At 66.2% G+C, this 24,829-nt stretch carries 29 protein-coding genes; 19 read left to right on the forward strand and 10 right to left on the reverse strand.

Annotation, left to right across the window (positions count from 1 at the left end):
• Positions 1 to 53 precede the first annotated feature (53 nt).
• Positions 54 to 1,412, reverse strand: a complete 1,359-nt coding sequence (locus AC50X7_RS14385; RefSeq protein WP_494979647.1) for a DUF445 domain-containing protein — start codon at positions 1,410 to 1,412, stop codon at positions 54 to 56.
• 49 nt (positions 1,413 to 1,461) lie between these two features.
• Here AC50X7_RS14385 and AC50X7_RS14390 point away from each other — a divergent pair, with 49 nt between their 5' ends.
• The 5 genes from AC50X7_RS14390 to AC50X7_RS14410 all read left to right on the forward strand — a co-directional run bounded on the left by AC50X7_RS14390 (position 1,462) and on the right by AC50X7_RS14410 (position 4,555).
• Positions 1,462 to 2,361 (forward strand): glycerophosphodiester phosphodiesterase, encoded by a 900-nt coding sequence (locus tag AC50X7_RS14390; protein WP_494979648.1) that lies wholly within the window; start codon positions 1,462 to 1,464, stop codon positions 2,359 to 2,361.
• A 161-nt stretch (positions 2,362 to 2,522) separates the two neighbouring features.
• Positions 2,523 to 3,059, forward strand: coding sequence for a DoxX family protein (locus tag AC50X7_RS14395; RefSeq protein ID WP_494979649.1), 537 nt, complete (start codon positions 2,523 to 2,525; stop codon positions 3,057 to 3,059).
• Positions 3,056 to 3,880, forward strand: coding sequence for an AzlC family ABC transporter permease (locus AC50X7_RS14400; protein ID WP_494979736.1), 825 nt, complete (start codon positions 3,056 to 3,058; stop codon positions 3,878 to 3,880). Before AC50X7_RS14395 ends, AC50X7_RS14400 begins: the two co-directional genes overlap by 4 nt.
• Complete coding sequence (locus AC50X7_RS14405; protein WP_307096930.1) at positions 3,877 to 4,188, forward strand: AzlD domain-containing protein; 312 nt, start codon at positions 3,877 to 3,879, stop codon at positions 4,186 to 4,188. The genes AC50X7_RS14400 and AC50X7_RS14405 overlap by 4 nt, the downstream gene beginning before the upstream one ends.
• Before the next feature lie 184 nt (positions 4,189 to 4,372).
• The gene (locus tag AC50X7_RS14410) at positions 4,373 to 4,555 is read left to right on the forward strand and encodes a hypothetical protein (RefSeq protein ID WP_494979650.1); all 183 of its coding nucleotides are present in this window, start codon (positions 4,373 to 4,375) and stop codon (positions 4,553 to 4,555) included.
• A 90-nt stretch (positions 4,556 to 4,645) separates the two neighbouring features.
• Here the strand turns inward: AC50X7_RS14410 and AC50X7_RS14415 are convergent, their stop codons facing one another.
• Together AC50X7_RS14415 and AC50X7_RS14420 are read right to left on the reverse strand one after the other, a co-directional pair.
• Positions 4,646 to 4,870, reverse strand: coding sequence for a hypothetical protein (locus tag AC50X7_RS14415; RefSeq protein WP_494979651.1), 225 nt, complete (start codon positions 4,868 to 4,870; stop codon positions 4,646 to 4,648).
• 158 nt (positions 4,871 to 5,028) lie between these two features.
• Positions 5,029 to 5,664, reverse strand: a complete 636-nt coding sequence (locus AC50X7_RS14420; protein WP_494979652.1) for a TetR/AcrR family transcriptional regulator — start codon at positions 5,662 to 5,664, stop codon at positions 5,029 to 5,031.
• A 121-nt stretch (positions 5,665 to 5,785) separates the two neighbouring features.
• On the opposite strand from AC50X7_RS14420, the gene AC50X7_RS14425 reads away from it, so the two are divergent.
• From AC50X7_RS14425 to AC50X7_RS14435, 3 genes are all read left to right on the forward strand, one after another.
• A complete protein-coding gene (locus AC50X7_RS14425) occupies positions 5,786 to 6,109 on the forward strand; it encodes a thiamine-binding protein (protein WP_494979653.1) in 324 nt (107 codons plus the stop codon).
• Between the two features lie 73 nt (positions 6,110 to 6,182).
• Complete coding sequence (locus AC50X7_RS14430; RefSeq protein WP_307096923.1) at positions 6,183 to 6,860, forward strand: O-methyltransferase; 678 nt, start codon at positions 6,183 to 6,185, stop codon at positions 6,858 to 6,860.
• Positions 6,861 to 6,968: 108 nt separating this feature from the next.
• A complete protein-coding gene (locus AC50X7_RS14435; RefSeq protein ID WP_494979737.1) occupies positions 6,969 to 7,442 on the forward strand; it encodes a Dps family protein in 474 nt (157 codons plus the stop codon).
• A 73-nt stretch (positions 7,443 to 7,515) separates the two neighbouring features.
• On the opposite strand, the gene AC50X7_RS14440 is transcribed toward AC50X7_RS14435, so the two are convergent.
• The 6 genes from AC50X7_RS14440 to AC50X7_RS14465 all read right to left on the reverse strand — a co-directional run bounded on the left by AC50X7_RS14440 (position 7,516) and on the right by AC50X7_RS14465 (position 11,786).
• A complete protein-coding gene (locus AC50X7_RS14440) occupies positions 7,516 to 7,692 on the reverse strand; it encodes a CsbD family protein (protein WP_494979654.1) in 177 nt (58 codons plus the stop codon).
• Positions 7,693 to 7,792: 100 nt separating this feature from the next.
• On the reverse strand, positions 7,793 to 8,050 hold the full coding sequence (locus tag AC50X7_RS14445; RefSeq protein ID WP_494979655.1) for a hypothetical protein: 258 nt from the start codon (positions 8,048 to 8,050) through the stop codon (positions 7,793 to 7,795).
• Positions 8,051 to 8,405: 355 nt separating this feature from the next.
• A complete protein-coding gene (locus AC50X7_RS14450) occupies positions 8,406 to 9,590 on the reverse strand; it encodes a YihY/virulence factor BrkB family protein (protein WP_494979656.1) in 1,185 nt (394 codons plus the stop codon).
• Between the two features lie 110 nt (positions 9,591 to 9,700).
• Entirely contained in the window at positions 9,701 to 10,396 is a 696-nt protein-coding gene (locus tag AC50X7_RS14455; RefSeq protein WP_494979657.1) for a DUF3618 domain-containing protein, read from the reverse strand.
• Positions 10,393 to 10,824: a phage holin family protein gene (locus AC50X7_RS14460; protein ID WP_494979658.1), complete on the reverse strand. Its 432-nt coding sequence runs from the start codon at positions 10,822 to 10,824 to the stop codon at positions 10,393 to 10,395. Before AC50X7_RS14460 ends, AC50X7_RS14455 begins: the two co-directional genes overlap by 4 nt.
• The gene (locus AC50X7_RS14465; RefSeq protein WP_494979659.1) at positions 10,824 to 11,786 is read right to left on the reverse strand and encodes a hypothetical protein; all 963 of its coding nucleotides are present in this window, start codon (positions 11,784 to 11,786) and stop codon (positions 10,824 to 10,826) included. The genes AC50X7_RS14460 and AC50X7_RS14465 overlap by 1 nt, the downstream gene beginning before the upstream one ends.
• 112 nt (positions 11,787 to 11,898) lie before the next feature.
• Here AC50X7_RS14465 and AC50X7_RS14470 point away from each other — a divergent pair, with 112 nt between their 5' ends.
• A complete protein-coding gene (locus tag AC50X7_RS14470) occupies positions 11,899 to 12,519 on the forward strand; it encodes a hypothetical protein (RefSeq protein WP_494979660.1) in 621 nt (206 codons plus the stop codon).
• A 68-nt stretch (positions 12,520 to 12,587) separates the two neighbouring features.
• Here AC50X7_RS14470 and AC50X7_RS14475 read toward each other — a convergent pair whose 3' ends face one another.
• Positions 12,588 to 13,637 (reverse strand): NAD-dependent epimerase/dehydratase family protein, encoded by a 1,050-nt coding sequence (locus tag AC50X7_RS14475; RefSeq protein ID WP_494979661.1) that lies wholly within the window; start codon positions 13,635 to 13,637, stop codon positions 12,588 to 12,590.
• Positions 13,638 to 13,783: 146 nt separating this feature from the next.
• Here AC50X7_RS14475 and AC50X7_RS14480 point away from each other — a divergent pair, with 146 nt between their 5' ends.
• The 10 genes from AC50X7_RS14480 to rfaE2 all read left to right on the forward strand — a co-directional run bounded on the left by AC50X7_RS14480 (position 13,784) and on the right by rfaE2 (position 24,813).
• Positions 13,784 to 14,725, forward strand: a complete 942-nt coding sequence (locus AC50X7_RS14480; RefSeq protein ID WP_494979662.1) for a sigma-70 family RNA polymerase sigma factor — start codon at positions 13,784 to 13,786, stop codon at positions 14,723 to 14,725.
• A 165-nt stretch (positions 14,726 to 14,890) separates the two neighbouring features.
• Complete coding sequence (locus tag AC50X7_RS14485) at positions 14,891 to 15,427, forward strand: D-glycero-alpha-D-manno-heptose-1,7-bisphosphate 7-phosphatase (RefSeq protein WP_494979663.1); 537 nt, start codon at positions 14,891 to 14,893, stop codon at positions 15,425 to 15,427.
• The gene (locus AC50X7_RS14490) at positions 15,427 to 16,515 is read left to right on the forward strand and encodes a glycosyltransferase family 9 protein (protein ID WP_307096904.1); all 1,089 of its coding nucleotides are present in this window, start codon (positions 15,427 to 15,429) and stop codon (positions 16,513 to 16,515) included. Before AC50X7_RS14485 ends, AC50X7_RS14490 begins: the two co-directional genes overlap by 1 nt.
• Positions 16,512 to 17,546 (forward strand): glycosyltransferase, encoded by a 1,035-nt coding sequence (locus AC50X7_RS14495; protein WP_494979664.1) that lies wholly within the window; start codon positions 16,512 to 16,514, stop codon positions 17,544 to 17,546. The genes AC50X7_RS14490 and AC50X7_RS14495 overlap by 4 nt, the downstream gene beginning before the upstream one ends.
• Complete coding sequence (locus tag AC50X7_RS14500) at positions 17,543 to 18,796, forward strand: glycosyltransferase (RefSeq protein ID WP_494979665.1); 1,254 nt, start codon at positions 17,543 to 17,545, stop codon at positions 18,794 to 18,796. Before AC50X7_RS14495 ends, AC50X7_RS14500 begins: the two co-directional genes overlap by 4 nt.
• Positions 18,793 to 19,521, forward strand: a complete 729-nt coding sequence (locus tag AC50X7_RS14505) for a D-sedoheptulose-7-phosphate isomerase (protein ID WP_494979666.1) — start codon at positions 18,793 to 18,795, stop codon at positions 19,519 to 19,521. The genes AC50X7_RS14500 and AC50X7_RS14505 overlap by 4 nt, the downstream gene beginning before the upstream one ends.
• Entirely contained in the window at positions 19,518 to 20,903 is a 1,386-nt protein-coding gene (locus tag AC50X7_RS14510; RefSeq protein ID WP_494979667.1) for a PfkB family carbohydrate kinase, read from the forward strand. The genes AC50X7_RS14505 and AC50X7_RS14510 overlap by 4 nt, the downstream gene beginning before the upstream one ends.
• Before the next feature lie 101 nt (positions 20,904 to 21,004).
• The gene (locus AC50X7_RS14515; protein ID WP_307096898.1) at positions 21,005 to 21,706 is read left to right on the forward strand and encodes an SDR family oxidoreductase; all 702 of its coding nucleotides are present in this window, start codon (positions 21,005 to 21,007) and stop codon (positions 21,704 to 21,706) included.
• 42 nt (positions 21,707 to 21,748) lie between these two features.
• On the forward strand, positions 21,749 to 23,221 hold the full coding sequence (locus tag AC50X7_RS14520; protein WP_494979668.1) for an aldehyde dehydrogenase family protein: 1,473 nt from the start codon (positions 21,749 to 21,751) through the stop codon (positions 23,219 to 23,221).
• A complete protein-coding gene (gene rfaE2 / locus AC50X7_RS14525) occupies positions 23,218 to 24,813 on the forward strand; it encodes a D-glycero-beta-D-manno-heptose 1-phosphate adenylyltransferase (protein ID WP_494979669.1) in 1,596 nt (531 codons plus the stop codon). Before AC50X7_RS14520 ends, rfaE2 begins: the two co-directional genes overlap by 4 nt.
• Positions 24,814 to 24,829 lie beyond the last annotated feature (16 nt).

Raw genomic sequence — 24,829 nt, forward strand, 5'->3', positions numbered from 1 at the left:
AGCGCCAGGTAATTTGCGCGTCTAGTGCGGTTTTGCGTGGCGCCCGGCGATGGTCAGCCGAAAATCAGGTGCGCGACGGTGAAGATCGTGAGCCCGGCCAGTGAACCCACCACCGTGCCGTTGATTCGGATGAACTGCAGGTCCTTGCCCACCTGGAGCTCGATCTTCTGGGAGGTTTCCTCGGCGTCCCAGCGGGCAACGGTATCCGTAATTACCCCGGCAATGTCGGAGCGGTAGGTCCGCACGAGGTAGCCCGCGGCGTCGCCGATCCAGGCGTTGACCTTACCTGCCAGTTCGGGATCGTTAACCAGGCGCGAGCCGAAGTCGCGGACAGCTGCCTTGAACTTGATGGTCAGGTCGCTGTCCGGATCGTCCACGGCGCCGAGCAGGGCGTTCTTCACCGTGCCCCACGTCCGGGAGGCGAGTTCCTGCACTTCGGGGTCGCCCAGGACCTGTGCCTTGATGTCCTCGGCGCGCGCAATCATGGCCGGATCGTGCTGCAGGTCCTGCGCCAGGTCGTTCAGGTACTTGTCGATGGACTGCCGCACCTCGTGGTTGGGGTTGGCCTGGACCGCGCGGACGAATTTCAGGATCTCCACGTATACCTTGTCGCCCACAAGGCCGTCTACGAACTGTGGAACCCAGGTGGGGGAGCGGTCTGAAACAAGGTGGGTGACGGTGTCGTGGTTGTCATCCACCCAGTCCGCGGCCCTGTCCACGAGCAGGTCCACCAGCTTGTGGTGGTGCCCGTCGTGGAAAATACGCTCCGCCATCCTGCCCACGGGAGGTCCCCACGGCGGTGTCAGCAGGTGCTTGCGGACCATACCCTCGATGACCGCCTGGACGTCGTCGTCGTTCAGGACCTTGAACGCGCCGCGGATCACGGCGGCGCCCTCCTTGGCCACGCGCTCCGCCCCAGCCGGGGTGGCGAGCCATTCGCCGGCCCGGCGCGCGATGTTCACGCTGGCCAGCTTGTCCTGGACCACCTGCTCGGAGAGGAAATTGGTTTCCACGAACTCACCCAGCGAGGCGCCAATCTGGTCCTTGCGGCGTGGAATGATCGCGGTGTGCGGGATCTTGATGCCCATGGGGTACTTGAAAAGCGCGGTGACGGCGAACCAGTCGGCCAGCGCGCCCACCATGCCGCCCTCAGCGGCAGCGCGCACGTACTGGAGCCACGGATACTCCTTCTGCAGCGCGAACGCGAACACAAAAATCACCGCCATGGCAACCAGCAGCCCCAGCGCCACCATTTTCATTTTCCGCAGCGCTGCCGCCTTTTCGGCGTCGCCGGCAGCGAATTGGTTGACGACGGCGGGACCCGCCTTTGCGCGGCCCTTCGCATATGGCGGGGCGGGAGGAGCGGGCCTGGTGGGTGCTTCCTCGGTAGTTGGCTCAGAGTTCACCTGCATGTGCCAAGCCTAGTCCCGCTGTGCGGGGCAGGTCGGCTACCGTGTCTCCATGACTACTGCAGAGTCAATGCAACAGCGGCCGCTGGTCTTTGCCCACCGCGGTTCGAGTGCCGCGTTTGCCGAACACACCCGCGCCGCCTACCTGCAGGCGCTGGCTGATGGGGCGGACGGTGTGGAGTGCGATGTCCACCTCACCCGCGACCAGCACGTCATCCTCCTGCACGACGCCAATCTGGACCGCACCTCTGACGGGACCGGGCCGGTGGCGGAGCGGACTCTGCGGGAGCTGCGCCGCCTGGACTTTTCATCGTGGAAGGGCGTGCGCATCCCCGAGATGTACGGTCCGCGGTCCGAGCAGTTCCTCACCCTTCCGGAACTGCTGGAGATCCTTCGCGGTGCAGGGCGTCCCGTGCGGCTGGCGATTGAGCTGAAGCACCCCAGCCCGTACCAGCTCAAGCTGGAGGACCGGGTGCTTGAAGTCCTCCGGGGCGAGGGCTGGGACGCCAACAGTTCAACCGTGGACAACGTGGCGGTGACCTTCATGAGCTTCAGCCCGGAATCTGTCCGCCGCCTGCTTCGGTCCGTACCGGCGGAGTACATCTGCCAACTGGTGGATGACGTGGATGTGCATGAGCTGCGTGAGGAATTGGGTTTTGGGCTGATCACGGGCGGTGCGATCGCCAACGTAATGAAGGCGGCCCAGCTGGAAGGTGAGCGGATCCTGGACCACGGCGAAGCCGCGCTGGCCGGTCCCGGCGTCGACTACGTCCGCCAGCACCCGGCCACCATCCAGCGGTGGCTGGAGCGGGGCCGGCGCTTCCGCGTGTGGACCGTGGACTCGGAGCAGGACGTGGCGCTGTGCCAGGGCATGGGCGTCCACGAGATCACCACCAATGTGCCGGCGCGCGTCCTCAGCCAGCTGAAGGTCGCCTCGCCGCAAGGAAAGTAGGGCAGGCACGCGGGCAAGCCTGGCTCTGGGTGCCGGAGGGGCTGCCGCAGTCTTGACCTCATGGGCCGTGCCCTGCGGAAGTTTGGCTCCCGACTGGGCCTGACGGTTGGATGACCTGTGACGGTTTTAAAGGCCGGGCACGCGTGTGATTGAGTGGAGCCATGCCTTTTCCCCGGTCCGGCCGGGCCCGCCAGAGCCTTTCCGCTGCAGCCATGAGCGCCCTGCTTCTGGCCAGCGCCATGAAACACTTCCGCGACCCCGGCTTCTACCGCCAGGTGGTGCCTGACTACCTCTGCCTGAAAGAGACGCGACAGCAAGGAACGGGCGATGGCGGCGCTGCAGTTGCCGGAACTGCTGCGGTCAACGGAGCTGCTGGCTTCGACGGCGGCCCGGGACCCCTCCGCCGTCGGCCCTTCGCCGTGATGACAAGGGAGGAATGGATCGCGCTCAGCGGCCTGCTGGAACTGACGGCCGCCGTCGGACTCCTCGTCCCTCTGACACGCAAGGCGACCGCAACCGCCCTCACCGCGATGTTCACCGCGTTCCTGACCGGTCATGCCGATGCCCTCCGCCGGGCGTACAGCCCGGAGGGGACCCTTGTGCAGCGCCAGGTGCACACCCTGCGCTTCCCGCTTCAGGCGCCGCTTATCCTCTGGGCCTGGAGCCTTCGGCGCCCCGCAATAGGTTCGTGGCAGTGAAACTCCTGGCTTCCCCTGCCGTGCGGGTGGGACTCTCGATCAGCGTTGCCACCGGCCTTTACGGAATATCATTTGGTGCACTCTCCGTCACGTCCGGCCTCGACTTCTGGCAGACCATGGCGCTGAGCCTGCTCCTGTTCAGCGGCGGCTCACAGTTCGCGTTTATCGGCGTAGTGGGCGGAGGCGGTTCCGGCATCGCGGCGATGAGCGCAGCGACGCTTCTGGGCATGCGCAACGGCATCTACGGCATGCAGCTCAACGCCCTGCTCCACCCCACCGGGTGGCGCAAGTACGTTGCCGCCCAGGTGACCATCGACGAATCCACCGCCACCAGTACCGGCCAGACCGATCCCGCTGAACAGCGCCGGGGTTTTTGGGCAGCCGGCATCGGCATCTATGTGCTCTGGAACCTGTTCACCGCGGTGGGCGCGCTCGCCGGAAGCGGGCTCGGTGATCCCAAGCAGTGGGGGCTGGACGGGGCGGCGGTGGCGGCATTCCTGGCGCTGCTCTGGCCCCGGCTGAAGGGCCGCGAACCGATCGCGATTGCGGTGGTGTGCGCCTTAGCCACGGTTGTGGCAGTGCCATTCGTTCCGGCGGGCGTGCCCATCCTGGTGGCCGCCGTCGTGGCCGCAGTGTTCGGTTGGTTCGGCCACGGCCGGAGCGATGAAGGCCTCGAGCCGGACGTGGAGCCCTACCGGGAGCGCCACCACGCCGAGTCCCGCCAGCCCGGCACGGACCACCGCCAGTACGGCGCAGACGATTACCACCACCGCGGCCACGGCCAAAAAGGCGACGGCGGCACATCGGAGGCTGAATCATGAGCCTTTGGGTGTGGCTGCTCATTGCCTGCGCCTTGGCGTACGCGTGGAAGCTGGTGGGTTACCTTGTCCCGGCCCGGCTTCTTGAAAACCCTCGGATGTCGCGGGTTGCCGGCACCATGACCATCGGGTTGCTTGCCTCCCTGACGGTGGTGAACGCGGTGGCGTCGGGGCAGTCGCTGGCAGCCGATGCGCGGCTGGGTGCGCTCGCTGCAGCGGCGATCGCACTGGCACTCAGGGCACCGTTTCTCGTGGTGGTGGTGGCCGGTGCTGGAACTGCCGCGCTGCTCCGCATGCTGGGCTGGAACTAAACCAGCCACCAATAACATGACGCAAATCCCTTTTCTTGCCTGTAGGGGGTTTGTACTATGAGAGCGGCTATGCAGTTGGCCCCAACAATTCGCATGAATGGCAACGATGGAAAATCAACTGCACGCGTCCGGGGCAAGGGCCGGTAGACCTCCCTTACACAAGAATTCCCGATGGCGTGCGGGATTGCCCGCCAAACGCTTCTTTACCCGTTTTTCCAGTATTTCCGACGTCCCTGCCGAGGATTTAGAGGCCCTTTCCCAAAGCCTTACGAGGGCGATGGACGTGGACCCGGCGTCGCAGGTTTCCGCTCTGCACGCCATAGTGCGCCGGGAAATCCGTGCCAGGGAAGCCGCCGACAGCGACTGACCCGCTGAGCACCACGCAGCCCGGGCCGGACATCGGAAACGTCCCGGCGCCAGTGGAGTCCCGGCGTCGTGTGTGGAAAATCGTGAGGGGTCAGGCGACCCCGTGCGCGGCGCCGTCAGGTACTGCTGACCGGCGCGAGCTCTCTTCAACCGCCATCTCATACCAGGCCTGGGCGCCGAACTCGGGCTCGGGAGTGTCAAGGTTCTGGTAGAGGGCATCCAACAGTTTTGCCAGTTCCTCTGCCGGCAAGGTGGGAAGAACTTCCTCGGGGCCGCGCGGATCGTTGATGTAGCGGAAAAGCCTGGAACTGTTCATCGCGCTGCGGTCGTGTGCCGGAGGTGCAGGAACTGTGGCATGGGTGGCTCCATCTGGAAGGAACAGAGGCTGTCTGCGTAACCCACTTGAAGTGTATTGCACCGGCACGAGGCCCACAATGGGGAGGACCGTGCCCCCGGCGGGCAGGATTCCTGCTGCTAGATGGGCTGCTGCCCCGCCAGGGAAGCGGCCGGCAGCGGCACATGGACGGGAAGAGGCCGGCTGGGCCGGACGGACCGGATGGCATCTTCAATCAAGGCCAGCGGGCGGCGCCAGGCGTCGGATCCGGGTTCCATGGTGTCTACCACTCCAATGAGCATGGCAAGCAGCCGGAACATGTCCGTCATGGAGATGTCCGCGCGCAGGCTTCCCTGGCCCTGCCCGCGTACCAGCAGCACACCCATCGACTCCATCAAGGAACCGGTGATACCGGTCAGGAGCTCCCGCCGGCCGGCAACGGCTCCCAGAAGATTGGCGTCATCGCTGGCGGCGGCCATCAGGGCCTCCATGACCCGCAGCAGTCCGGCGGCGGCGTCGATATCCGCCAGGGCGCCGTCCACCACCGGATCCACGGTGAGCCGCAGCTGCCTGTTGAGGGCAGCAAGCACCAGCTCTTCCTTGTCTGAAAAATTACGGAACAGGGTGGCCGGGCCCACCCCTGCTGTGGCTGCAATGGTCTGCAGCGGTACTTCCGGGCCGAACTCGCGGAAGCATTGCCGCGCCGCCGTGATGATCTTGTCCACGTTCCGTGCTGCGTCGGCGCGGAGCGGCTTGCGGGCGACTGCGAGGCTCATGCCAAAAGGTTAGCAATCGAGCCTCCGGCGTTCACCGTTACTGAAGGGTAGGGGGTTTTGTGACGGCGGCACGGGCCGCCCTGCCCTGCGGCGTGGTTGGCACCGTGGCACACTGGGCTTCATGCTGCTTGCGTTTTCTGTCGCCCCGTCCGGTACTCCCAGCGAAGGTTCCCGGCCCGGTGACGCGTCCGTTCATGACGCCGTCGCCGCCGCCGTAAAGGTTGTCCGGGAGTCGGGCCTGCCCAACAAAACGGACTCCATGTTCACCACCATCGAGGGTGAATGGGATGAGGTGTTCGACGTCGTGAAGCGCGCCACCGAGGCGGTGGGCCGCTACGGCAGCCGGGTTTCCCTGGTCATTAAAGCGGACATCAGGCCCGGCTACTCTGGCGAGCTGACCGCTAAAGTGGACCGCCTGGAAGAAGCGCTCTCCGAGGATTCCTGACCGCCGTCGTCCCTGCCGCCGTCGTCGGCTAATTTCTCTGGACCCGCGCGTGGCTGCGTGCCAAACTGTGCCCATGTTTGAGCACAAGCCCCGGCCAGAGTGGATTGCCACGGAAAAGTTCCTGTCCGACGTCGTGGTCCATCCGGATCCCGCCGTGCTCCGGGCCGTGCAATCGGCCGTCGATGCCGGTATGCCGGCCATTGAGGTGGCGCCTAACGCCGGCAAGCTCCTCAAGCTCCTGGTTCAGCTCTCGGGCGCCCGCCGCATACTGGAGATAGGCACCCTGGCCGGTTTCAGCACCATCTGGATGGGCCAGGGCCTGCCCGACGACGGCACGTTGGTCACCTGCGAATTCCTGCCAAAGCACGCTGAAGTGGCATGGGCCAACATTGACTTCGCAGGCTTGGGGCAAAAAGTAGAGATCCGCCTGGGACCAGCGTTGGAAACCCTTGCCGCCCTGGCGGAGGAGGACCGGCAACCTTTCGACTTCATCTTTATCGATGCGGACAAGGAGAACAACAGCCGCTACCTGGAATGGGCCATCCGGCTTGGGCGCCCCGGGACAACCGTGGTCCTGGACAACACCATCTGGGAAGGCGCCGTGCTGGACCCCGGAATGGACCCGGTCAACGCGCAGGGAATAGTGGATGCGCTCAGGCTGCTCGGCGGGCACCCCCGGCTCGATGCCACCGTCATCCAGACCGTGGGTTCCAAAGGCTGGGACGGCTTCGCGCTTGCGCGTATCCGGTAGCCCTCGGGGCTGCCGCGCTCCCTGGCTGCCGGCTCAGACTAATAAGTATGCTTAGAGTTATTCGCCGGTTGATCCGCAGCCGGTTGGAAAGCCGCAATGGAGGAAATGATGAAAGCGTCGCCCACCCTTGCCAGCAATCTGCAGATGGTGCTAACCGACCTCATCGAGTTGCACCTGCAGGGCAAGCAGGCCCACTGGAACCTTGTAGGCACCAATTTTCGCGACCTGCACCTTCAGTTGGACGAAATTGTTTTGGCCGCCCGTCTCTTCGCCGACCAGGTGGCAGAACGGATGAGGGCTCTGCATGCCCTTCCCGACGGCCGCAGCAGCACCGTTTCGGCAGGCAGCCGGCTGGAGGAGTTTCCGCAAGGCCTGACCACCACGAAGGACACCGTCAAACTCGTCACCACCCGGCTCGAACGGACAGTCCAGACGATGCGGGACGTCCATGACGACGTGGACGAGGAAGACCCCACCAGCGCGGATCTGCTTCATGCGGCCATCGAGCGCCTGGAACAGCTGGCCTGGATGGTCAATGCCGAGACCATGGCCGCTACGGCGCCGGTCACCGAGCCGGCCTGATCCCTGCCCGGCTGCCGGGGGAGCCAAGAAAGGGGGGCTGCTGCGGTGTCCGCGGCAGCCCCTTTTTCTGGACTCAGTCTTTCTTGAAAGCGTCCTTGACTTTCTCGCCGGCCTGTTTCAGGTCCGCTTTGGCCTGGTCCATTTGGCCTTCCGTGCGAAGGCCCTCGTCGTTGGTGGCCGCACCGGTAGCCTCCTTGGCCTTGCCGCCCATTTTCTCGGCGGCATTGTCGATCTTGTCATCCAAACCCATGGTGGTTCTCCCTTCGGCTGGTGGCCGGCGGACATAATGCGCCGGCCATGCTCAATGCTAACCAGCCACAGGCAGCTTCAACAGGCTTGGAAAAGGAGCGTCACACCAGGTCAGGCGCGCTGGCCACGATGTAGTCGGCGGCGGCCGGGCCGGTCATGGACAAGTTGTTGCTGTCCGGGTCAATTCCCTGTGCCTGCAGTGCGTCCCAGAGGGCTTCCGGAGCCTGAAGCGGGGCCTTCTGAAGAAGGCACCAGCTGGTGTAAAGCCCGTAAAGCTCATCTCGTCCAAGGCCCAGTCCCGGTTCCCTGTCCGCGACGACTGCTTCAGCGATAAATTGTTCAAAATGGGTAGCAGGCATGTTTGCTCATTCGGGGTCGACCGTGTTGCCGCCGTATCTGCTTCAGCGGACCTGCCGGCTCCCGGGGGAGTCAAGCAGAATAATCATGAAGGTATGGCAGTGAGGCTCACTTTGTCCAGTTGAGCCGGGGCACCTTGCTGGTTACGAGGGGGCCGACGGCGACTGGGGGGACTGACCTCGGTCTCAGAAGAGGCCATCTCACCGCCGACCCCGCCTTCGCCCCGGGCCACCCTGCTGACCCGGGAAACCCAAACAGGACCTCCAAGACAATTTTCCCCCATCTTGAAGGTCCTGCCTAGTCCCCGGAAACAACGGCTACCGCCTGCCGGACGCCGTCTCCACGGTCCGGATATGGCTACTCCGGGGTGGTGCCGCGGTCACGCAGCTTGTCCCGTACCCGGTCGCGGTGCGGTTGCGTTGGCTGGCCGTTTTTCTGGTCCTCGTCACCGTTTTGGTTGGAGTCCCCGTCCTCGCCGTTTTCCGCGCTGTACTTCTCACGCAGTTCCCGTCCGTGTTGAATGTCCTCGTCCTCCTGTTTCTGCAGCTTCTCGCTCTTCTTGGTGTCACGCGGCGGCAGCTGGATGGTCTCTTCGGCCTCGATGCCTGCCTGGAGCTGGCGGCCGCGCTCCATTTCGGCGTCGAACTCAGCGCCAAAGAGTAGGGACATGTTCAGGATCCACAGCCACAGCAGCATCACGATGACGCCGCCCAGGGCGCCGTACGTCTTGTTGTAGTTTCCGAAGTTGCCCACATAGAAACCGAAGCCCAGGGATGCCAGCAGGAAAACGAACAGGGCAATGCCCGAACCGAGGCTCATCCACTTGAACTTGGGCTGCTTGACGTTGGGCGTGGCGTAATAGAGGACGGCGATGATCACGATGATGAGCGCCACCATGACAGGCCACTTGGCGATATTCCAGATGGTGAGGAAAACTCCGCTGAGCCCGATCAGACCGCCGACAGCCTCTGCCACAGGGCCGCTGAGCACCAGCATGCCTGCCAGGAGCGCGATGATGACTACCGACAGGAGGGTGACCGCCAGCATGGTGCCGCGCAGCTTGACGAACGCCCGGCCCTCATCCACTTCGTAGACGCGGTTCATGGCACGGCCGAAGGCACCAACATAACCGGATGCGGACCACAGCGCGGTGGCGAGGCCCAGGACCAGGGTCAAACCTGCTGCCGGCGCGTTTGCCAGTTCGGAGACCGTTCCGCTGACAGTGTTGACCGTCTCAGCAGGGGCGAAACCGCTCACGATCTGAAGCAGCGCATCGGTGGTTTTTTGCGGGTCCCCGAAGATACCGATCAGTGAAACGAGTGCCAGTATGGCCGGGAACAGCGACAGCACGGCGTAATACGTCAACGAAGCAGCGAGGTCCGGACACTGGTCCTTGCTGAACTCACGCAAGGTCTTCTTGGCGATGTATTTCCAGTTCGGCTTGTCCAGGTCCTTTGGGCTGTCCGGTTTCCGGGAGTCGTTTGGATCCGGTGCCTGGCCTGCTTTGGCCGTGCTGCTCTCGGATGCGTCAGGAGTGGCCATGGGGTGTCCTCTCGATAAGGGTGCGAAAACTGAGAGGCCGGCTCCGCGCGGGGGCGGGGCCGGCCTCTCAGATGGTGCTCGTGCCTTTTAGTGCCGCGTTGAGTGGCGGGTTAGGTGTTTTGGACGTTGGTTTTGGCGTCGGTGGCGCGGTCTTTGACGTCGGTGACGGCGCCTTGGCCTTCGGCTTTGACGTTTTGGGCGGCGTCAGCGGCGGTGGCTTTGACGCTTTCCATGGCTTCCTGGGCTGGTTCCTTCAGGTCCTGGACCATGTCCTTGGCGGCGTCGGTGACCTTGCCGGCGAGGGGCTCGGCGGCGGTTTTGAGCTGCTGGGCTGCTTCGCGTTCCTTTTGGCTGGCCGGGATCAGGGACGAGACGAGCATCCCGGCGCCGAACGCGATCAGGCCGGCGGCCAGGGGGTTGCCCTGGGTTTTGGCTTTGACCTGGTCCGGTGCGTGCGAGATCGCGGTGCCTGCGTCGCTGAGTTTGGCGGCGACGTTGTCCTTGGCCCCATGGAGGGAGTCGCCGGTGCTGTGCAGGGCGTTCCCGGTGTGGCCGGTACCGGAGTGGACTTTGTCCTGGACACCCGAGGTGGCCGAGGAGACCTTGTCCTGGACGGTGGTGCTGGCTGAGTCTGCTGCTCCCATGATTTTCTCCTTCACCCCGACGACGGCGTCTTTTACCTTGTCGGTTTGGCGGTGGACGATGTTGGAAGGGGTGACCTTGTCGGCGACCGCGTCCACGTTGGTGCCCAGGCGGGCGCGGGTTTCTTCAATGTCTGCACGGATTGCGTCCGGGTTATCGCTCATCGGTTTACCTCACCTGGTTTTAGGGTTGGGGGAATTTCGGAAAGTGTCTCGCTGGTCTGGGGGATGCCTTTGATCTGTTTGAGTTCCTTGCGGCCCATCGAGGCCAGGACCGCGGCGATGATGCCCCAGATCACGGCGACGATCACGGCGGCCCAGCCCAGCGGCATCAGGGCGCCCAAGGCAAACATCAGTGCCAGGGACAGGAAGACCAGGACGAAGTGCCCGGCGACGCCGGCGCCGGCGAGCATCCCGCCGCCTTTGCCTGCCTTCGTGGCGGACTGCTTCACTTCGGCCTTGGCCAGTTCGACTTCCTGGCGCATCAGGGTGGACAGGTCCCGGGTGACATCACCCAACAACTCACCCAACGAGGCGTTATCAGCCTTCACATGCGCTTCACTCGGAGCCGGTTCGGGAATGGAACTACTCATCAGAACCTGCCTGACTGGCCGTCCGTGCGGCGGTCCCGGGTGAGGGGATCGTCCGCCAGCGGATCGTCGGCAAGCCTGCGGTCGCCAAGTGGGTCATCGGCGATCTGGTTGCCGGACCAGGGCTCTTCGACCAGCTGGGGGCTGTCCAGCGGGCTGGCAGGACGTGCGGCCCCCGGGTAACCAGCGCCGGGAGCGCCGCCGTCGTAACCCGCAGTGGTGGTGGCCGGGCCGGGGAGCTGGACCGGGGGAGGCGGGACTGTTCCGCCCGCGGGGCTGTATCCCTCGGTGTACTGGTCGCCGTACGGGCTGCCGGAGTACTGGCCCGCAAGTCCTGCAGTGCCGGAGGTGGATGAGGTTGCAGTACCGCCGGTGAGGCCGCGGGTAAGCCGGCCCGCAAGGACGCCGGCGCCAGCGGCGAGAAGGAGGAAGGTGCCGGGCTTGTTGCGGGCGAACCGCTGGACTTCGGCGAGCAGATCGCCTGGCTGCTTGTTTTCAAGCCAGGAAGCTACCGATTCGCTGCGCTGGGCAGCCTGGCGGATCAAATCGCTGGCGACGCCCTGTTGGTCCGGGGCATCGGCCATGCTTTGCAGCTGGCTGGAGATGGTCCGGATGCCTTCGGCGGCCTTCTGCTGCTGGGTGCCGGCCTGGCTGGAAAGCCCGGACTTCGCCTGGGACAGCAGGTCCTGGGCACTGGACTTGGCCTCTGAGGCGACGTGGACTGCTTCTTCCTTTGCAGTCTGGGCCACATTCTGCGCGGAGCCCTTCGCGGTGCGTGCTACATCAGTTGCTTCTTCCTTCGCTGCTTCCTTTCGGGATGACCCGGAGGTATCACCGACGGGGGCATCTCCATATGGTGGAGTGGCGGCGGACGGGAAAGTGGTGGCGCTTCGCTCGCCCGGAATTCCTGTAGAGGCCGGCGGAGCCGTGTAAGCGGGATCCTCGGGCCATTGGTTCTCTGTCATCTTCGCTCTCTCTTTCCAAGAAGGCCGGTTGTTGATCAAGAACCAGCGATACTGGCCCTAAAATAATAAGCATGATTACTAATAAAAGGTAAGTACGCTTGCTAAGCGAGTTGTGAACAGTTCCAAAAATGTCAGCCGGAATGGCTTCCGCCGGCCCGGTCACATCGAAGTGGAAGTGGTGGGTAATTTGGAAATAGCTCCGTGGGTTTGGGTGTTGATCGCCGTAGTTGTGGTGGTGCTGCTTGTGCTGCTGCTGCTCGCAACAGGACGGCGCCGAAAGGCAATACAGCAAAAGCGGGACGATGCGCATCGCGAGAAGGCCGCAGAAATCCGCCGTGAGGCCGAGAACAGGGAACTCGATGCCCGGGAGCGCGAAGCGAAGGCGACGCGCGCCAGGGCGGACGCCGAGCAGGCGCAGGTTGAAGCTGCCCGGCTGCGCCAGCAGGCAGACCAGCAGTCCACAGAGGCCAAAACGCTCCGCGATGACGTGAACGAACGGACGCGGAAAGCGGATGAGCTGGACCCTGACGTCAAGCAGGACCGCGAGGGCCGCAGCCGCGATGGCGCCGACCGCGGCGCCACGAACTCCGCCCATGCGGCCCGCGACGCTGCTGACAATGCCCGCAACGGCGCAGCCCCTGACGGAGCCCGCGATGAACGCAGCGATGGTGGCGCCAATCCTAACCAGGGCGGCTCACACGTGGATCGTGAAAATCCGCGTTCCGGCATCTAGCCGCAGGCGGGACAGCAATCTGGCTGCAGGCCGCACGGCACTGGCTGACCCGCGGCATGGCACCTAGCTCACTGCGGGTTGCCGTGCCTCGGTTCCAGGACGGGGGAGGGAGTAACTCCCTCCCCCGTTCCTATGCCGGCCAGGACGTCAAGAACTGCCGCTACCGATGATGTCTTGGCTTCCCACGCCAGGACCCGGCGGGCTCGGCCGGTGTCCATAACCGGGACTCCCGCAGCCATCTCCACCCAGCCGGAGTCGGTGGGTATCAGCCGGAGGCGCCAGGCCATGCCCACTGCCTTGTGGAGCAGGCCCATGGGGATGGGGAGGATTCTTCGCGCCTGAACGATCCGGGCAAGTTCCTGGGGTGTGAGCACCGGCTCGGCCGCAACATTAAAGGCTCCGGAGGCCCTCTGGTCGATGACCCGCCAGTAGGCTTCAGCAACATCGTCCGCATGGACTGCCTGGAAAATCAGGTTGTCCGGAACGGGGAGCAGTGGAAGCCAGGGCCTCTTTGCCAGAAGCCGGGGAATCACCGGCCCCAGGAAGTACCTTCCGATCTCGCTCCCGGCGTCGCGCTGGAAGATGAGCCCGGGCCGAAGCCTTGCGACCGTGATGCCTGGTTCAGCTTCCGCAAACTCGTCCAGGAGTTTTTCCTGCGCCGCCTTGTGCCGGCTGTAATGCGAGCCCGCCATGCCCTGCGCCGGCCAGGACTCATCCGTGCGCCGGTCCTTGGAGGCCTTGCTGTAGGCGCCGACCGATGACGCGCAGACGATCTGCTTGACGCCGGTCTTCCGCGCGGCTTCGAGGACATTTGCTGTTCCGGTGACGTTGGTCCGGTACAGCTGGTCCAGGTCCCGGTTCGGTTGGATTTGCCAGGCAAGGTGGACCACCGAGTCCACTCCTGCCAAGGCCGATTCCAACTTTGGGCCGTCGCGTTCCAACCCGACATCGAGCGTGTGCCACTCAACCCCGGCATAGGGCGCCCGCGAGGTGTCGGGCAGGCGCCTGCTGATCCCTGTCAGTTGCAGGCTTCCGGGCTTCCTGGACAGTTGGCCCTGCAGGTTCCGCAGCAGCGCTGTTCCTGCATTTCCGCTGGCTCCGATAACGGCGATGTGCATGGAAAAGACTCCTTGGCCGGGGTGTGCGGTTCGTCTTACATGCCGAGCCTAGCGCCGCCAAGGATTGTTTTATAAGCAACCTTATGATTTCCTATGGCTAAGTCTTGCCGCAGGCTTTCGGAACCTGACCGAGGGAACCAACGACAATGCCCGAATCTTTTGCCGCGCTCGCCGTGGACCTGACACCTGTTCCTGGGCCGTGCCTTGAGCCGTGCCTGGAGACCCCGAAAGACGACCGCTCCGCCGCCAAGGCAGGGCGGCTGCGGGAGACCTTTGAAAATGACCTGGTCCTGAGCTATCTGGACCTGGCCGAGGCCTTGGCCGCCCGCTTCGAAGCCCGGGGCCGGGAACGGGCAGACCTGAACCAGGTGGCCTATCTGGGCCTGGTCAAGGCTGCCCGCGGTTTCGACCAGTCCAAGGGGGAGAGCTTCCCCGCCTACGCAGCTCCAACCATCGCCGGGGAGTTGAAGCGATACCTGCGTGACCGCACGTGGGTGGTCCGGCCGCCGCGGCACATCCAGGACCTCCGCACCAGGATGTTCCGGGTGGAACCGGAGCTGGTTCAGTCCCTGGGCAGGAATCCCAGCGTGGCGGAACTGGCCTCGGAGCTAGGGACAGATCCTTCAGACGTCCAGGAAGCCATTTCGGCGTCCAGCAGCATGCATCCGGACTCCCTGGACGCTGCAAACCCCCACAGTGACGCGCTGTCCATCGGCGACCTGCTCGCGTGCCCTGAGACGCCCCTGGAACGGCTGGAGGACCTTGCCTGCCTCCGGGAGGCGATGCAGGACCTGGACGCCGCGGACAGGGAACTGCTCTACCGCCGCTATTTCTGTGAGGAAACCCAGGTCCAGTTGGGGAAGCGGCTGGGGATGTCGCAGATGCAGGTTTCGCGGCGGCTGGCCCGGGTACTCGTCGAACTCCAGCGCCGGCTCCTGAGCAGTAGCCAGGGCGACGGTGTCCGTGCGGAGCAGGAGAGAGCGACCGGTTCCACGGCGTCCGGCCGGCCAGCCCGCCGGACGGCCGCCCCCGGAGTTCCCGGCAAAATTTCTGCCCTCCCGGGCAGCTCGCGGGTCAGGAGCAGGTAGCCCAGCCAGGCCCGCTTTACCGCTGCAGGAGCAGGCTTCGGACGGTGGGGGACAGCGTCAGCAGTCCTATCTTGGCTGTTCAGGCGGCCAACTCGTCACCAGCTGAAAGGTGAGAAAACCAGCAGCCCCTGTTTAGGAGCAGCAGCTGTGGGGAACAGTGAGGGTATGGGAAGCTCCGTAACCTCCAAGCTCCGCGCTGTCCTGTTCGACCGGGACGGGACCCTGGTGGTCGATGTGCCCTACAACGGGGACCCCGGCCTGGTCACACCAATGCCCGGCGCCAAGGCAGTCCTGGATGCACTCCGCGCCGACGGGATAGCAACCGGAGTCATCAGCAACCAGTCCGGCATTGCCCGCGGCCTGATCACCGCCGCCGACGTGGCGGACGTCAACGCCCGGGTTGAGGAACTGCTCGGCCCCTTCGATGTGTGGGAGGTGTGCCCGCATTCCGAGCAGGACGGCTGCGCCTGCCGCAAGCCCCAACCGGGAATGGTGCACAGTGCCTGCCGCAGGCTCGGCATCCAGGAATCGGAGGCGGCGCTCATTGGTGATATCGGTGCTGACGTCCGTGCCGCCGAAGCGGCCGGAGCAACCGGCGTCCTGGTGCCGACGCCGGTGACCCGGGCCGAGGAAGTGGCCGAGGCTCAGTTGGTGGCCCGGAACCTGGCCGAGGCCGTCTCGCTGCTGTCGGAGCAGCCCTGATGGGCCGCGTCCTGGTGGCACGCCTGGACAGCATGGGCGACGTCCTCCTGGCCGGACCCGCCGTACGGGCCGTCGCAAACGGGCGGTTCCCGGACGGCAGCCGGCCCAACCATGTGGTGATGCTCTGCGGACGGCAGGGCGAGGCAGCGGCGGGTATGTTGCCGGGTGCCGCGGAGGTCTACAGCTGGGACAGCCCGTGGATTATGAACCCCGCGCCCAAGATGACCGGCCCGCACGCTGACAGGCTGATCGAATACGTCCGGAACTCTCGAATTACCGAAGCCGTCATCCTCACCTCCTTCCACCAGTCGCCCCTGCCGCTGGCGCTGCTGCTCCGGCTCGCCGGCGTCGAACGAATCACCGGAGCCTCCACCGACTACGCAGGGTCCCTGCTTGATGTCCGGCTCAAGCCGGGCGAAGACTTCCCGGAGGACCAGCCCGAAGCGGAACGCGCACTGGGCATCGCCGAGGCAGGAGGATTCCGCCTCCCGCAAGGCGACGACGGAAAACTCCGCCTCACGTCCGTCCCGGACGTCCGCGAACTGGTGGGGGAGGACCCCTATGTGGTGGTCCACCCGGGAGCCGCCGTGCCCGCCAGGGCCTGGCCGCCGCTGCACCATGCGGCCGCCGTCGAACTCCTCCAGGGCGCGGGCCACCGTGTTGTGGTGACCGGTGGTCCCGGGGAGACTTCGCTGACTGCCACCGTCGCAGGGCCATCCGCCCTGGACCTTGGCGGGCGCACAGACCTCCATACCCTGGCCGGAGTCATGGCGGGGGCGGACGCGGTGGTTACCGGCAACACGGGCCCCGCACACCTCGCGGCAGCCGTGGGTACACCCGTTGCGTGCCTCTTTTCCCCCGTCGTCCCTGCCATCCGCTGGGCGCCGTACGGGGTGTCTCTGGAACTGCTCGGCGACCAGAACGCCGCCTGCCGAATGACCCGTGCCCGTGTCTGCCCCGTTCCCGGCCACCCCTGCCTTGACTCCGTTTCGCCTGAGGAAGTGGTGGCGGCCGTAGAACGCCTGATCGGCGGAGTCAGCTCCTTCAGCACCCACGTCAGTACCCGTAGAAAGGCCCGCAACAGATGAGAATCCTGCTCTGGCACGTCCACGGTTCCTGGACGGACGCCTTCGTCCGCGGCCGTCACGAGTACCTCCTTCCCGTCCTGCCCGAAGGTGGCGCGTGGGGGCTTGGCCTTGCCGGCAGGGACTGGCCTGCGTCAGTGCGGGAGGTGGACCTGGCAACGCTGGATGCAGACGCCGTGGACGCCGTCGTCCTGCAACGCCCTGAGGAAATTGAGGAAGTTGCCCGGCTGCTGGGCCGCCGGCCCGGCGTTGACCTGCCCGCCGTGTACCTCGAACACAACACCCCCAAGGTCGACTTTCCTTTTGCCCGGCACCCGCTCGCGGACCAGGACCGCATCCCCCTGGTGCACGTGACCCACTTCAACAAGCTCGCCTGGGACAACGGCTCCGCCCGCAGCCTGGTGATCGAACACGGAATTCCTGACCCGGGCCATCTCTACACCGGGGAACTGCCGGAACTGGGCGTAGTGGTGAACGAGCCCATCCGCCGGGGCCGCGTCACCGGTACCGACCTGTTGCCCGCCTTCGCCTCAGTGGCGCCGCTGCAGGTCTTCGGGATGAAAACGGACGGCCTGGCCGCCGCCGCGGGGATTGACGAGTCCCGGCTGACGGTACGCGGTGACGTGAAGACCCAACAGCTGCACCGTGAACTGGCCCGTTGCCGCGTCTATGTGCACCCCATGCGCTGGACCTCACTGGGATTGTCCCTGCTGGAGGCCATGCACCTGGGGATGCCGGTGGTTGCGCTGGCGACGACCGAAGCGCCGCGGGCGGTGCCGCCGGAGGCCGGCGCCGTTTCCGCCGATGTAGATGAGCTGCTCCGCTGCGCGCGGCAGCTCGTCGCCGATCCGGATGAAGCCCGACGGCGGGGCGTTGCCGCCCGCGAGGCGGCACTGGACCGTTACGGCCTGGGCAAGTTCCAGGACCGCTGGGATGAGCTCCTGGCGGACCTGGGCGGCCGGCCCCGGCACTCTGACAACGACCGCCGGGACGAGAAGATCCTTGTTCCGGCGCGGGAGAGGAAGACCCCATGAAGATCTCCATGATTTCCGAGCACGCCAGTCCCTTGGCGGCGTTGGGCGGGGTGGATGCCGGCGGGCAGAACGTGCACGTAGCCGCGCTGTCCGAAGCCCTGGCCAAGCGTGGCCACCACGTGACTGTTTACACGCGCAGGGATGCAAAGGAGCTTCCTGCGAGGGTCCAGGTGGGGAGCCGCCTCGAAGTGGTCCACGTGGACGCCGGCCCGGCGCGCCATGTTCCCAAGGACGACCTGCTGCCCTACATGGGAGAACTTGCCGACGGCGTGGCAAGGGACTGGAGCCACCGGCCGCCGGACGTGGTGCACGGGCACTTCTGGATGTCAGGCCTCGCCGCGCTGGATGCTGCCCGGCGGCCCGGCCAAAGCTATCGGGTGCCCGTCATCCAGACTTTCCACGCACTGGGCACCGTCAAGCGGCGGCACCAGGGCGCAGAGGACACCAGCCCGCTGGAGCGCCGCTGGCTGGAGCCCGGCGTGGGACGCTCGGCGGACCGCATCGTGGCCACCTGCTCCGATGAGGTCTTCGAACTCAAAGCCATGGGCATCAACACGGGCAAGATATCCATCGCCCCCTGCGGCGTGGACCTCGGCTTTTTTTCCGCAGAGGGCCCCGTCGCCGCCAGGAAGCGCACCCACCGCATCCTCTCGGTGGGCCGCCTGGTGCCGCGCAAGGGCGTGGACCTGGTGATCCGGGCGCTCCCGTACCTGCGCGCTGCAGGCTTCGACGACGTCGAACTCCTGATTGTGGGCGGCGGCGGAGACTCCGGTGCGCTCCATGCCGACCCCGAAGTGCGCCGCCTGATGGACCTTGCAGCGGAGCTGGATGTTGCGGACCAGGTGAGCCTGCAGGGGCAGGTGTCCCGCGGCGAGATGCCCGGAATTTTCCGCAGCGCCGACGCCGTGGTGTGCGCGCCCTGGTACGAACCTTTCGGCATCGTCCCGCTGGAGGCCATGGCCTGCGGCGTACCCGTAGTTGCTGCCGCTGTGGGCGGCCTGCGGGACACAGTGGTTGACCACGGAACCGGCCTGCACGTTCCGCCGCGGGACCCCGAGGCCATCGCATCCGCGCTGGCCCTGCTGCTGGAGAACCCCGCGCTGCGCGCCGAGCTTGGCAGCGCAGGCAAGAAGCGCGCCCGTACCCGGTACTCCTGGGACCGGGTGGCGGCCGAAACCGAAAAGGCCTATCAGCTCGCGGTGGCCGGCTCTGCCGCCGGCGTTGTCCCCATGGAAGGAGCGGCACTATGACTGCGGAATCGTCCGTGCGCGAAAGTGACCTGCAAACTCTGGCAACACCTGAGGCATTGCCCGCTGTGCTGCCGGGTGCCGCCTTTGTGGACCCGGACAGTGCGGAAGCGGTCCGCATCCACCTGGATAACGTCGTACCGGCCCTTGACTCGCTGCGGAGCCAGTCCGGCCGGCTTGCGGCATGGGGTGTCGAGCTGGCCCAGCGCCTGCTCCGCGGCCAGCGCCTTCTTGCCGCCGGCAACGGTGGCTCAGCTGCCGAAGCCCAGCACCTCACGGCGGAACTCGTGGGCAGGTTCGACGGCGAGCGGGTTCCGTTCTCCGCCATCTCCCTCCACGCGGAGTCCTCAGCGGTGACCGCCATCGCCAATGACTACGGCTATGACGATGTCTTCGCCCGGCAGGTGCGGGCGCACGGCCGGTCCGGCGACGTGCTGATTCTCCTGTCCACCAGCGGCAAGAGTCCCAACCTGCTGCGGGCAGCCGAGGTTGCCGCACGCTTGAATGTAACCACGTGGGCGCTCACCGGAGCCGGTCCCAATCCGCTGGCCGATGCCTGCGGCCAGGCTGTGATGATTGACGCCCTCAACGCCAACGCCCAGGAAGGTCACCTCATCGCCCTGCACGCGATCTGCCGGGCCTTTGACCTGGAAGTGGCGCGGCACAGTTCCACCGACGCCTGGACTCTTCAGAACCAGGGCATGCCGCAGCGGGGTGGCCGCGCATGAGGATCGTTGTGGTGGGCGATGTGATGCTGGACGTGGACCTCTCCGGCGAAGCCACCCGGCTGAGTCCCGACGCGCCGGTGCCCGTGGTGGATGTGTCCGGCATCAAGCGCCGTGCCGGCGGGGCCGGGCTGGTGGCCCGGATGCTCGCCGAGGACAGCTGGCCCGTCACGCTGGTCACGGTCCTGGGCGATGACGACGCCGGCCGGCAGCTTGAAGCGCACCTGGCCGCGGTGCGGCTCGTGGCAGGTCCCAGCGGTCATCCTTCGCCGGTCAAGACCCGCGTACGCGCCGGTTCGCATCCGGTGGTCCGCTTCGACCAGGGCTGTGAAAAGGCCCCCGTCCCTGAGGTCAGTCCGGCCATGCTCCGCGAGGTGGAGAAGGCAGGCGTGATCATTGTTGCCGACTACGGCCGGGGACTGGCGGCGAACCCAGAGCTGCGGGAGCTCCTGGCCCGGCTTGCTGGCCACGTGCCGATCGTGTGGGACCCGCACCCCGCGGGGCCGGACCCGGTGCCGGGAATCGCCGTCGTGACGCCCAACCTGGCTGAAGCCCAAAAGGCCGTGCAGGCGCGGAGCCGGAAAGACGCCGGAAAGCCTGCCGGGAAGGATCCTGCGGCCGAAGTTGGCGGGGCTCTGCTGAAGGAGTGGGGCAGCCAGGCTGTCCTGGTCACCAAGGGCGAACAGGGCGCTGTCCTGTGCCGGCGGGACCAGAGCCCCCGGGCCATTCCGGCGCCGCGGGTGGAAGCCGGTGATCCCTGTGGAGCAGGCGACAGGCTCGCAGCCAGCCTCGCCGTCCATCTTCTGGCGGGCCGGGAGCTTGCCGAAGCCGCGGAACTCGCCGTCCATGACGCCGCAGACTTCCTCGCAAACGGCGGAGTGTCCGCCCTTCCCGACACCGACGCGGAGCCTCCACAGGCAAAGGCGCGTGTCAACGACCCCCTGCTGCTTGCCCGCGCGGTGCGGGAAAACGGCGGCAAGGTGGTGGCCACCGGCGGTTGCTTCGACCTGCTGCACGCCGGGCACGTCCGGTCCCTGGCCGCCGCCCGGGAGCTGGGCGACTGCCTGATCGTCTGCCTCAACTCGGACGACTCCGTGCGGCGGTTGAAGGGTCCGGAGCGTCCTATCATCGGCCAGCACGACAGGGCCGAACTGCTCCTCGCCATGGAATGCGTGGACGCCGTGATGGTCTTCGATGAAGACACCCCCGAGGCAGCCCTCGAACGCCTGCGTCCCGACATCTGGGTCAAAGGCGGCGACTACAAGGGCGCCAGCCTGCCGGAGGCCGGCCTCGTGGAGAGCTGGGGCGGACGCTGCCTCACCGTGCCGTACCACCCTGCCCGATCCACCACCGGCCTGGCAGATGCCCTCGCCAAGGTCAGCTGAACCGGCCAGGTCAGCCAACCCCGACAGCTGGCAACGGTGAATTGGTCCTGGTGGGCTGACCGCCGTACCCAAGTTTTGTACTCCCGATTGAAAGGAACACCATGACTGCAGATTCAAATTCGCCCGGCCGCGTGCTCGTGACCGGAGGTGCCTCCGGACTGGGGGCCGCCGTCGTCGAGGCTGTCCTGAAGGCCGGCGGCACGCCCGTGGTGCTGGATCGCGATATCAGCAACGTGTCCGGTGTGAAGGCTTTCGAAGTGGACGTCGCGGACCGGCTGGCCGTCGAGGCCGCCGTCAAGGAAGCCGCTGAATCACTCGGCGGGCTCGAGGCAGTGGTCACGGCGGCCGGCATCGACCGCTGCGGAAAGCTGGCCGACGTCGAAGCCACCGAATGGGAAAAAGTCATCGGGGTCAACCTGATGGGCACGGTTTCTGTTGTGCGTGCAGCGCTGCCTTACCTAAAGACCTCCCACGGCAGGGTGGTGACCATCGCCTCAACGCTGGGTAAGCGTGCCGTGGCTGATGCCACCGCCTACTGCGCGTCAAAGTTCGGCGTGGTGGGCTTCAGTCACGCGCTGGCGGCTGAGACCGGCGGCGAAATCGGCGTGACCACCATTATCCCGGGCGGCATGAAGACGCGCTTCTTCGACGACCGCACCGAGCAGTACAAGCCGCAGGACGATTCGCGGCTCAACGACCCCGCCAACACGGCACAGGCCATCCTGTTCGCGTTGAACCAGCCCACCGGCTGTGAGGTCCGCGAAATGCTGATCTGCCACGAGGAAGAGGGCTCCTGGCCCTAAACCAGCACAACGACCCAAGCCGGAACCGACGGGAGGAACGTCATGCCCACCATTGCCACAGAAACCACTGCACGCCCGGAAACCGCTGACAGCAGCGGCATCACCATCCGGAACCCCCGAACCGGTGATGTCCTTTGGACTGTGCCGGAGGCAGAACCGGAGGCGGTGTCCCACGCAGTAGAGGTGGCCCGAAGCGCTGCGCCGGATTGGGCCTCTACTGCACCGGCCCAGCGTGCTGCGGCAGTCCGTGCCGCGGCTAAAGCGCTCGCTTCGGCAGCCCAGGAGCTCGCGGAACTCAACGCCAGCGAAACGGGCCGGCCGGTGGAGGAATCGCTCGCCGGCATCGGCGCGGGGGTTTCCACCCTGGAACAGTACGCAGAGCTGGGGCCTGTCCACCGCGGCCACAGCCTGCGCGGCAACCGGCTCGCGTCCGACTACACAGTGGCTGAGCCCCGGGGCGTGGCTGTCCTGCTGACCCCGTGGAATGACCCGGTTGCAGTGGCCTGCGGCCTGATCGGTGCTGCGCTGGCTACCGGCAATACCGTGGTGCACAAGCCGAGCGAGCGGTGCCCGCGGCTGGGTGAGGCGCTGGGCGAAGTCTTAGCACCCGCGTTTCCGCCGGGGGTGTTCCAGACGGTTTCCGGCGGCGCCGGTGTCGGTGCACTTCTGGCCCAGTCGGAGGTGGACGTCATCGCGCATGTGGGTTCCAGCGCAGCCGGCGCCCGGATCGCCCGGGCCGGGGCTCTGACCGGTGCCCACGTCATCCGTGAAAACGGCGGCAACGATCCGCTGCTGGTGGACCGTGACGTCGACCCGCTGTGGGCGGCTGAACAGGCGGCGATCGGGTCCTTCAGCAACAGCGGCCAGATCTGTGTGGCCGTTGAGCGGATTTATGTCCACGAGGACATTGCTGCCGAGTTCTGCAAGGCCCTTGAAGCGGAGGCAGCGCTCCGCAACAACAAGGGGAGCGTGGCTCCGCTCGTGGATCTCCGGATGCGGGATGAAGTCCACGCCCAGGTGGCTGATGCGTTGCGGCAGGGCGCACGCGCGGTGGAAGGCGGAGCCCTTCCGGACGGCCCGGGCTCCTTTTACCCCGCCACGGTCCTGCTTGGCTGCACCGACTCCATGCAGATCATGGCGGAGGAAACCTTCGGGCCCGTAGCCCCCGTTAAGGTGGTGAAATCGTTCGACGACGGCCTCCGCCTCGCCTGCAGCGGCAGGTACGGCCTGGCCGCCACCGTCCTAAGCGGCAACATCGCCCACATTCAGCAGGCCGTTGCCGCCCTCCCGGTGGGTACCGTCAAGATCAATGCGGTCTTCGGCGGCGCGCCCGGAGGTGCTGCGCAGCCGCGCGGTGAAAGCGGTGCCGGTTTCGGGTACGGCCCGGAACTCCTGGACGAGTTCAGCCGGGTGAAAGTGGTGCATATTTCGGCACCGCCGGTTGCGGCCCCTGATGCCGCGGATGAAGACTCTGCAGCTGAACGCTCCGATGTTGAACAGCGGAACGAGTCATGAGCCTGTCACCCGAGAACCTTTCACCCGGCACCACGCCCGCCGGCCTGCCGGAGAACACGCCAGGCGCTCCCGACGAGGTTGACCTCTCAAGCCAACGGGCCCTGTCCGAGTGGCTGCCAGGGCGTTTGGCGGCGGAGGAGCCGGCGATCCTTGTGATCGGCGACCTGATGCTGGACGGCTGGTGGAGTGGCAGCATCGAACGGCTCTGCCGGGAGGCTCCGGCCCCGGTGGTGGACGTGCAGGCCCGCGAGTCCGTTCCGGGCGGGGCCGCCAATACCGCCATGAACCTGGCCGCCCTGGGTGCCCGGGTTTCCGTGGCGGGCATCATCGGAACTGACGACGCAGGCGTGGACCTGCGCAACCAGCTCGTCGCTGCAGGCATTGATGTCAGCAACCTGCAAAGCCACCCGGACATGGTGACCACCACCAAAATCCGGATCAGCAGTGGCGGGCAGGTGATGCTCCGCATCGATGACGCCGCCAAGACGGTGCCGGCCGAGGCACTGGCGGTGCTGGCTGCTTCGGTGCGCGCCGCCGTCGAACAGCAGGACGCGGTGCTGGTCTGCGATTACGCCAATGGCGTGCTGGCCGACCCGGTGCGCGCAAGCCTGGTGGACGCGCTCGCCGGCACGGGTTCCCGCGATGCGAGCCGTCCGCTGCTGGTGGTGGACTCCCATGACCCCCGGCCCTGGGCACCGCTCCGCCCGGACCTGGTGACCCCGAACGCGCAGGAAACAGCCCGAATGCTGGACCTGCGCCTTCCCGACGGGCAGGACAGGGCTGCCGAGGTCAGCAAGCACGCGGATGCCCTGCTGGAACTTACGGGGGCAGGGGCTGTGGTGGTCACTCTCGACCGGGACGGCACCGTACTCTTGAGGCCCGACGGCGTGACGCACCGTACGTGGGCCCGCCCGGCTGCGGAAAAGCAGGCTTCCGGTGCCGGCGACACGTTCGTGGCGGCGTTGACGCTGGCGCGCTCCGCCGGGCTTCCGTTGACGGCGAGCCTGGACCTTGCACAGTCGGCCGCGGATGTGGTGGTGCACCAGCCGGGCACGTCCGTCTGCAGTACAGGCCAGCTGAGCCGGTACCTCAAGGCCTTTGCTGACACGGCCCTCGGTGCTGACGAACTGCAGCGGCAGTTGGAACTGCACCGGTCCCAGGGCCAGCGCATCGTGCTGACCAACGGCTGCTTCGACGTGCTGCACAGCGGCCACACCCGCTACCTTAACCAGGCAAAACAGCTGGGGGACGTCCTGGTGGTGGCGCTGAACAGCGATGACTCCGTGCGCAAGCTCAAGGGCTCCGGCCGGCCCATCAACGGGGTGGCGGACCGTGCCGCGGTAGTGGCGGCCCTGAGCTGCGTGGACTACGTTACCGTCTTCGACACTCCCACCGCGGCCCCGCTCATCACGCAGCTCCGGCCCGAGGTCTATGCCAAGGGCGGGGACTACTCTCCGGAAATGCTCGCCGAGACGCCGGCCGTGGAGGAATACGGCGGCCGGGTAGCCATCCTGGACTATGTGGCGGAGCGGTCCACCACTGCTGTGGTGAAGCGGATCCGGGAGGGCGAAGGAGCAGTGCCCACCAACTAAGGTGCGGAGCAATAGG

The organism is Pseudarthrobacter sp. Hb11, assembly GCF_059383655.1.

Bases quoted from the DNA above. Each gene is read 5' to 3' on its own strand.
- AC50X7_RS14440 (WP_494979654.1), bottom strand. From the start codon at position 7,692: ATGGGTTTGGATGACAAGATCGACAATGCCGCCGAGAAAATGGGCGGC.
- AC50X7_RS14415 (WP_494979651.1), bottom strand. From the start codon at position 4,870: ATGAACAGTTCCAGGCTTTTCCGCTACATCAACGATCCGCGCGGCCCC.
- AC50X7_RS14485 (WP_494979663.1), top strand. From the start codon at position 14,891: ATGGGAAGCTCCGTAACCTCCAAGCTCCGCGCTGTCCTGTTCGACCGG.
- AC50X7_RS14455 (WP_494979657.1), bottom strand. From the start codon at position 10,396: ATGAGCGATAACCCGGACGCAATCCGTGCAGACATTGAAGAAACCCGC.
- AC50X7_RS14425 (WP_494979653.1), top strand. From the start codon at position 5,786: ATGCTGCTTGCGTTTTCTGTCGCCCCGTCCGGTACTCCCAGCGAAGGT.
- AC50X7_RS14520 (WP_494979668.1), top strand. From the start codon at position 21,749: ATGCCCACCATTGCCACAGAAACCACTGCACGCCCGGAAACCGCTGAC.
- AC50X7_RS14495 (WP_494979664.1), top strand. From the start codon at position 16,512: ATGAGAATCCTGCTCTGGCACGTCCACGGTTCCTGGACGGACGCCTTC.
- AC50X7_RS14385 (WP_494979647.1), bottom strand. From the start codon at position 1,412: ATGCAGGTGAACTCTGAGCCAACTACCGAGGAAGCACCCACCAGGCCC.
- AC50X7_RS14435 (WP_494979737.1), top strand. From the start codon at position 6,969: ATGAAAGCGTCGCCCACCCTTGCCAGCAATCTGCAGATGGTGCTAACC.
- AC50X7_RS14465 (WP_494979659.1), bottom strand. From the start codon at position 11,786: ATGACAGAGAACCAATGGCCCGAGGATCCCGCTTACACGGCTCCGCCG.
- rfaE2 (WP_494979669.1), top strand. From the start codon at position 23,218: ATGAGCCTGTCACCCGAGAACCTTTCACCCGGCACCACGCCCGCCGGC.
- AC50X7_RS14395 (WP_494979649.1), top strand. From the start codon at position 2,523: ATGCCTTTTCCCCGGTCCGGCCGGGCCCGCCAGAGCCTTTCCGCTGCA.
- AC50X7_RS14445 (WP_494979655.1), bottom strand. From the start codon at position 8,050: ATGCCTGCTACCCATTTTGAACAATTTATCGCTGAAGCAGTCGTCGCG.
- AC50X7_RS14480 (WP_494979662.1), top strand. From the start codon at position 13,784: ATGCCCGAATCTTTTGCCGCGCTCGCCGTGGACCTGACACCTGTTCCT.
- AC50X7_RS14405 (WP_307096930.1), top strand. From the start codon at position 3,877: ATGAGCCTTTGGGTGTGGCTGCTCATTGCCTGCGCCTTGGCGTACGCG.
- AC50X7_RS14510 (WP_494979667.1), top strand. From the start codon at position 19,518: ATGAGGATCGTTGTGGTGGGCGATGTGATGCTGGACGTGGACCTCTCC.
- AC50X7_RS14460 (WP_494979658.1), bottom strand. From the start codon at position 10,824: ATGAGTAGTTCCATTCCCGAACCGGCTCCGAGTGAAGCGCATGTGAAG.
- AC50X7_RS14390 (WP_494979648.1), top strand. From the start codon at position 1,462: ATGACTACTGCAGAGTCAATGCAACAGCGGCCGCTGGTCTTTGCCCAC.
- AC50X7_RS14430 (WP_307096923.1), top strand. From the start codon at position 6,183: ATGTTTGAGCACAAGCCCCGGCCAGAGTGGATTGCCACGGAAAAGTTC.
- AC50X7_RS14420 (WP_494979652.1), bottom strand. From the start codon at position 5,664: ATGAGCCTCGCAGTCGCCCGCAAGCCGCTCCGCGCCGACGCAGCACGG.
- AC50X7_RS14450 (WP_494979656.1), bottom strand. From the start codon at position 9,590: ATGGCCACTCCTGACGCATCCGAGAGCAGCACGGCCAAAGCAGGCCAG.
- AC50X7_RS14475 (WP_494979661.1), bottom strand. From the start codon at position 13,637: ATGCACATCGCCGTTATCGGAGCCAGCGGAAATGCAGGAACAGCGCTG.
- AC50X7_RS14500 (WP_494979665.1), top strand. From the start codon at position 17,543: ATGAAGATCTCCATGATTTCCGAGCACGCCAGTCCCTTGGCGGCGTTG.
- AC50X7_RS14505 (WP_494979666.1), top strand. From the start codon at position 18,793: ATGACTGCGGAATCGTCCGTGCGCGAAAGTGACCTGCAAACTCTGGCA.
- AC50X7_RS14515 (WP_307096898.1), top strand. From the start codon at position 21,005: ATGACTGCAGATTCAAATTCGCCCGGCCGCGTGCTCGTGACCGGAGGT.
- AC50X7_RS14490 (WP_307096904.1), top strand. From the start codon at position 15,427: ATGGGCCGCGTCCTGGTGGCACGCCTGGACAGCATGGGCGACGTCCTC.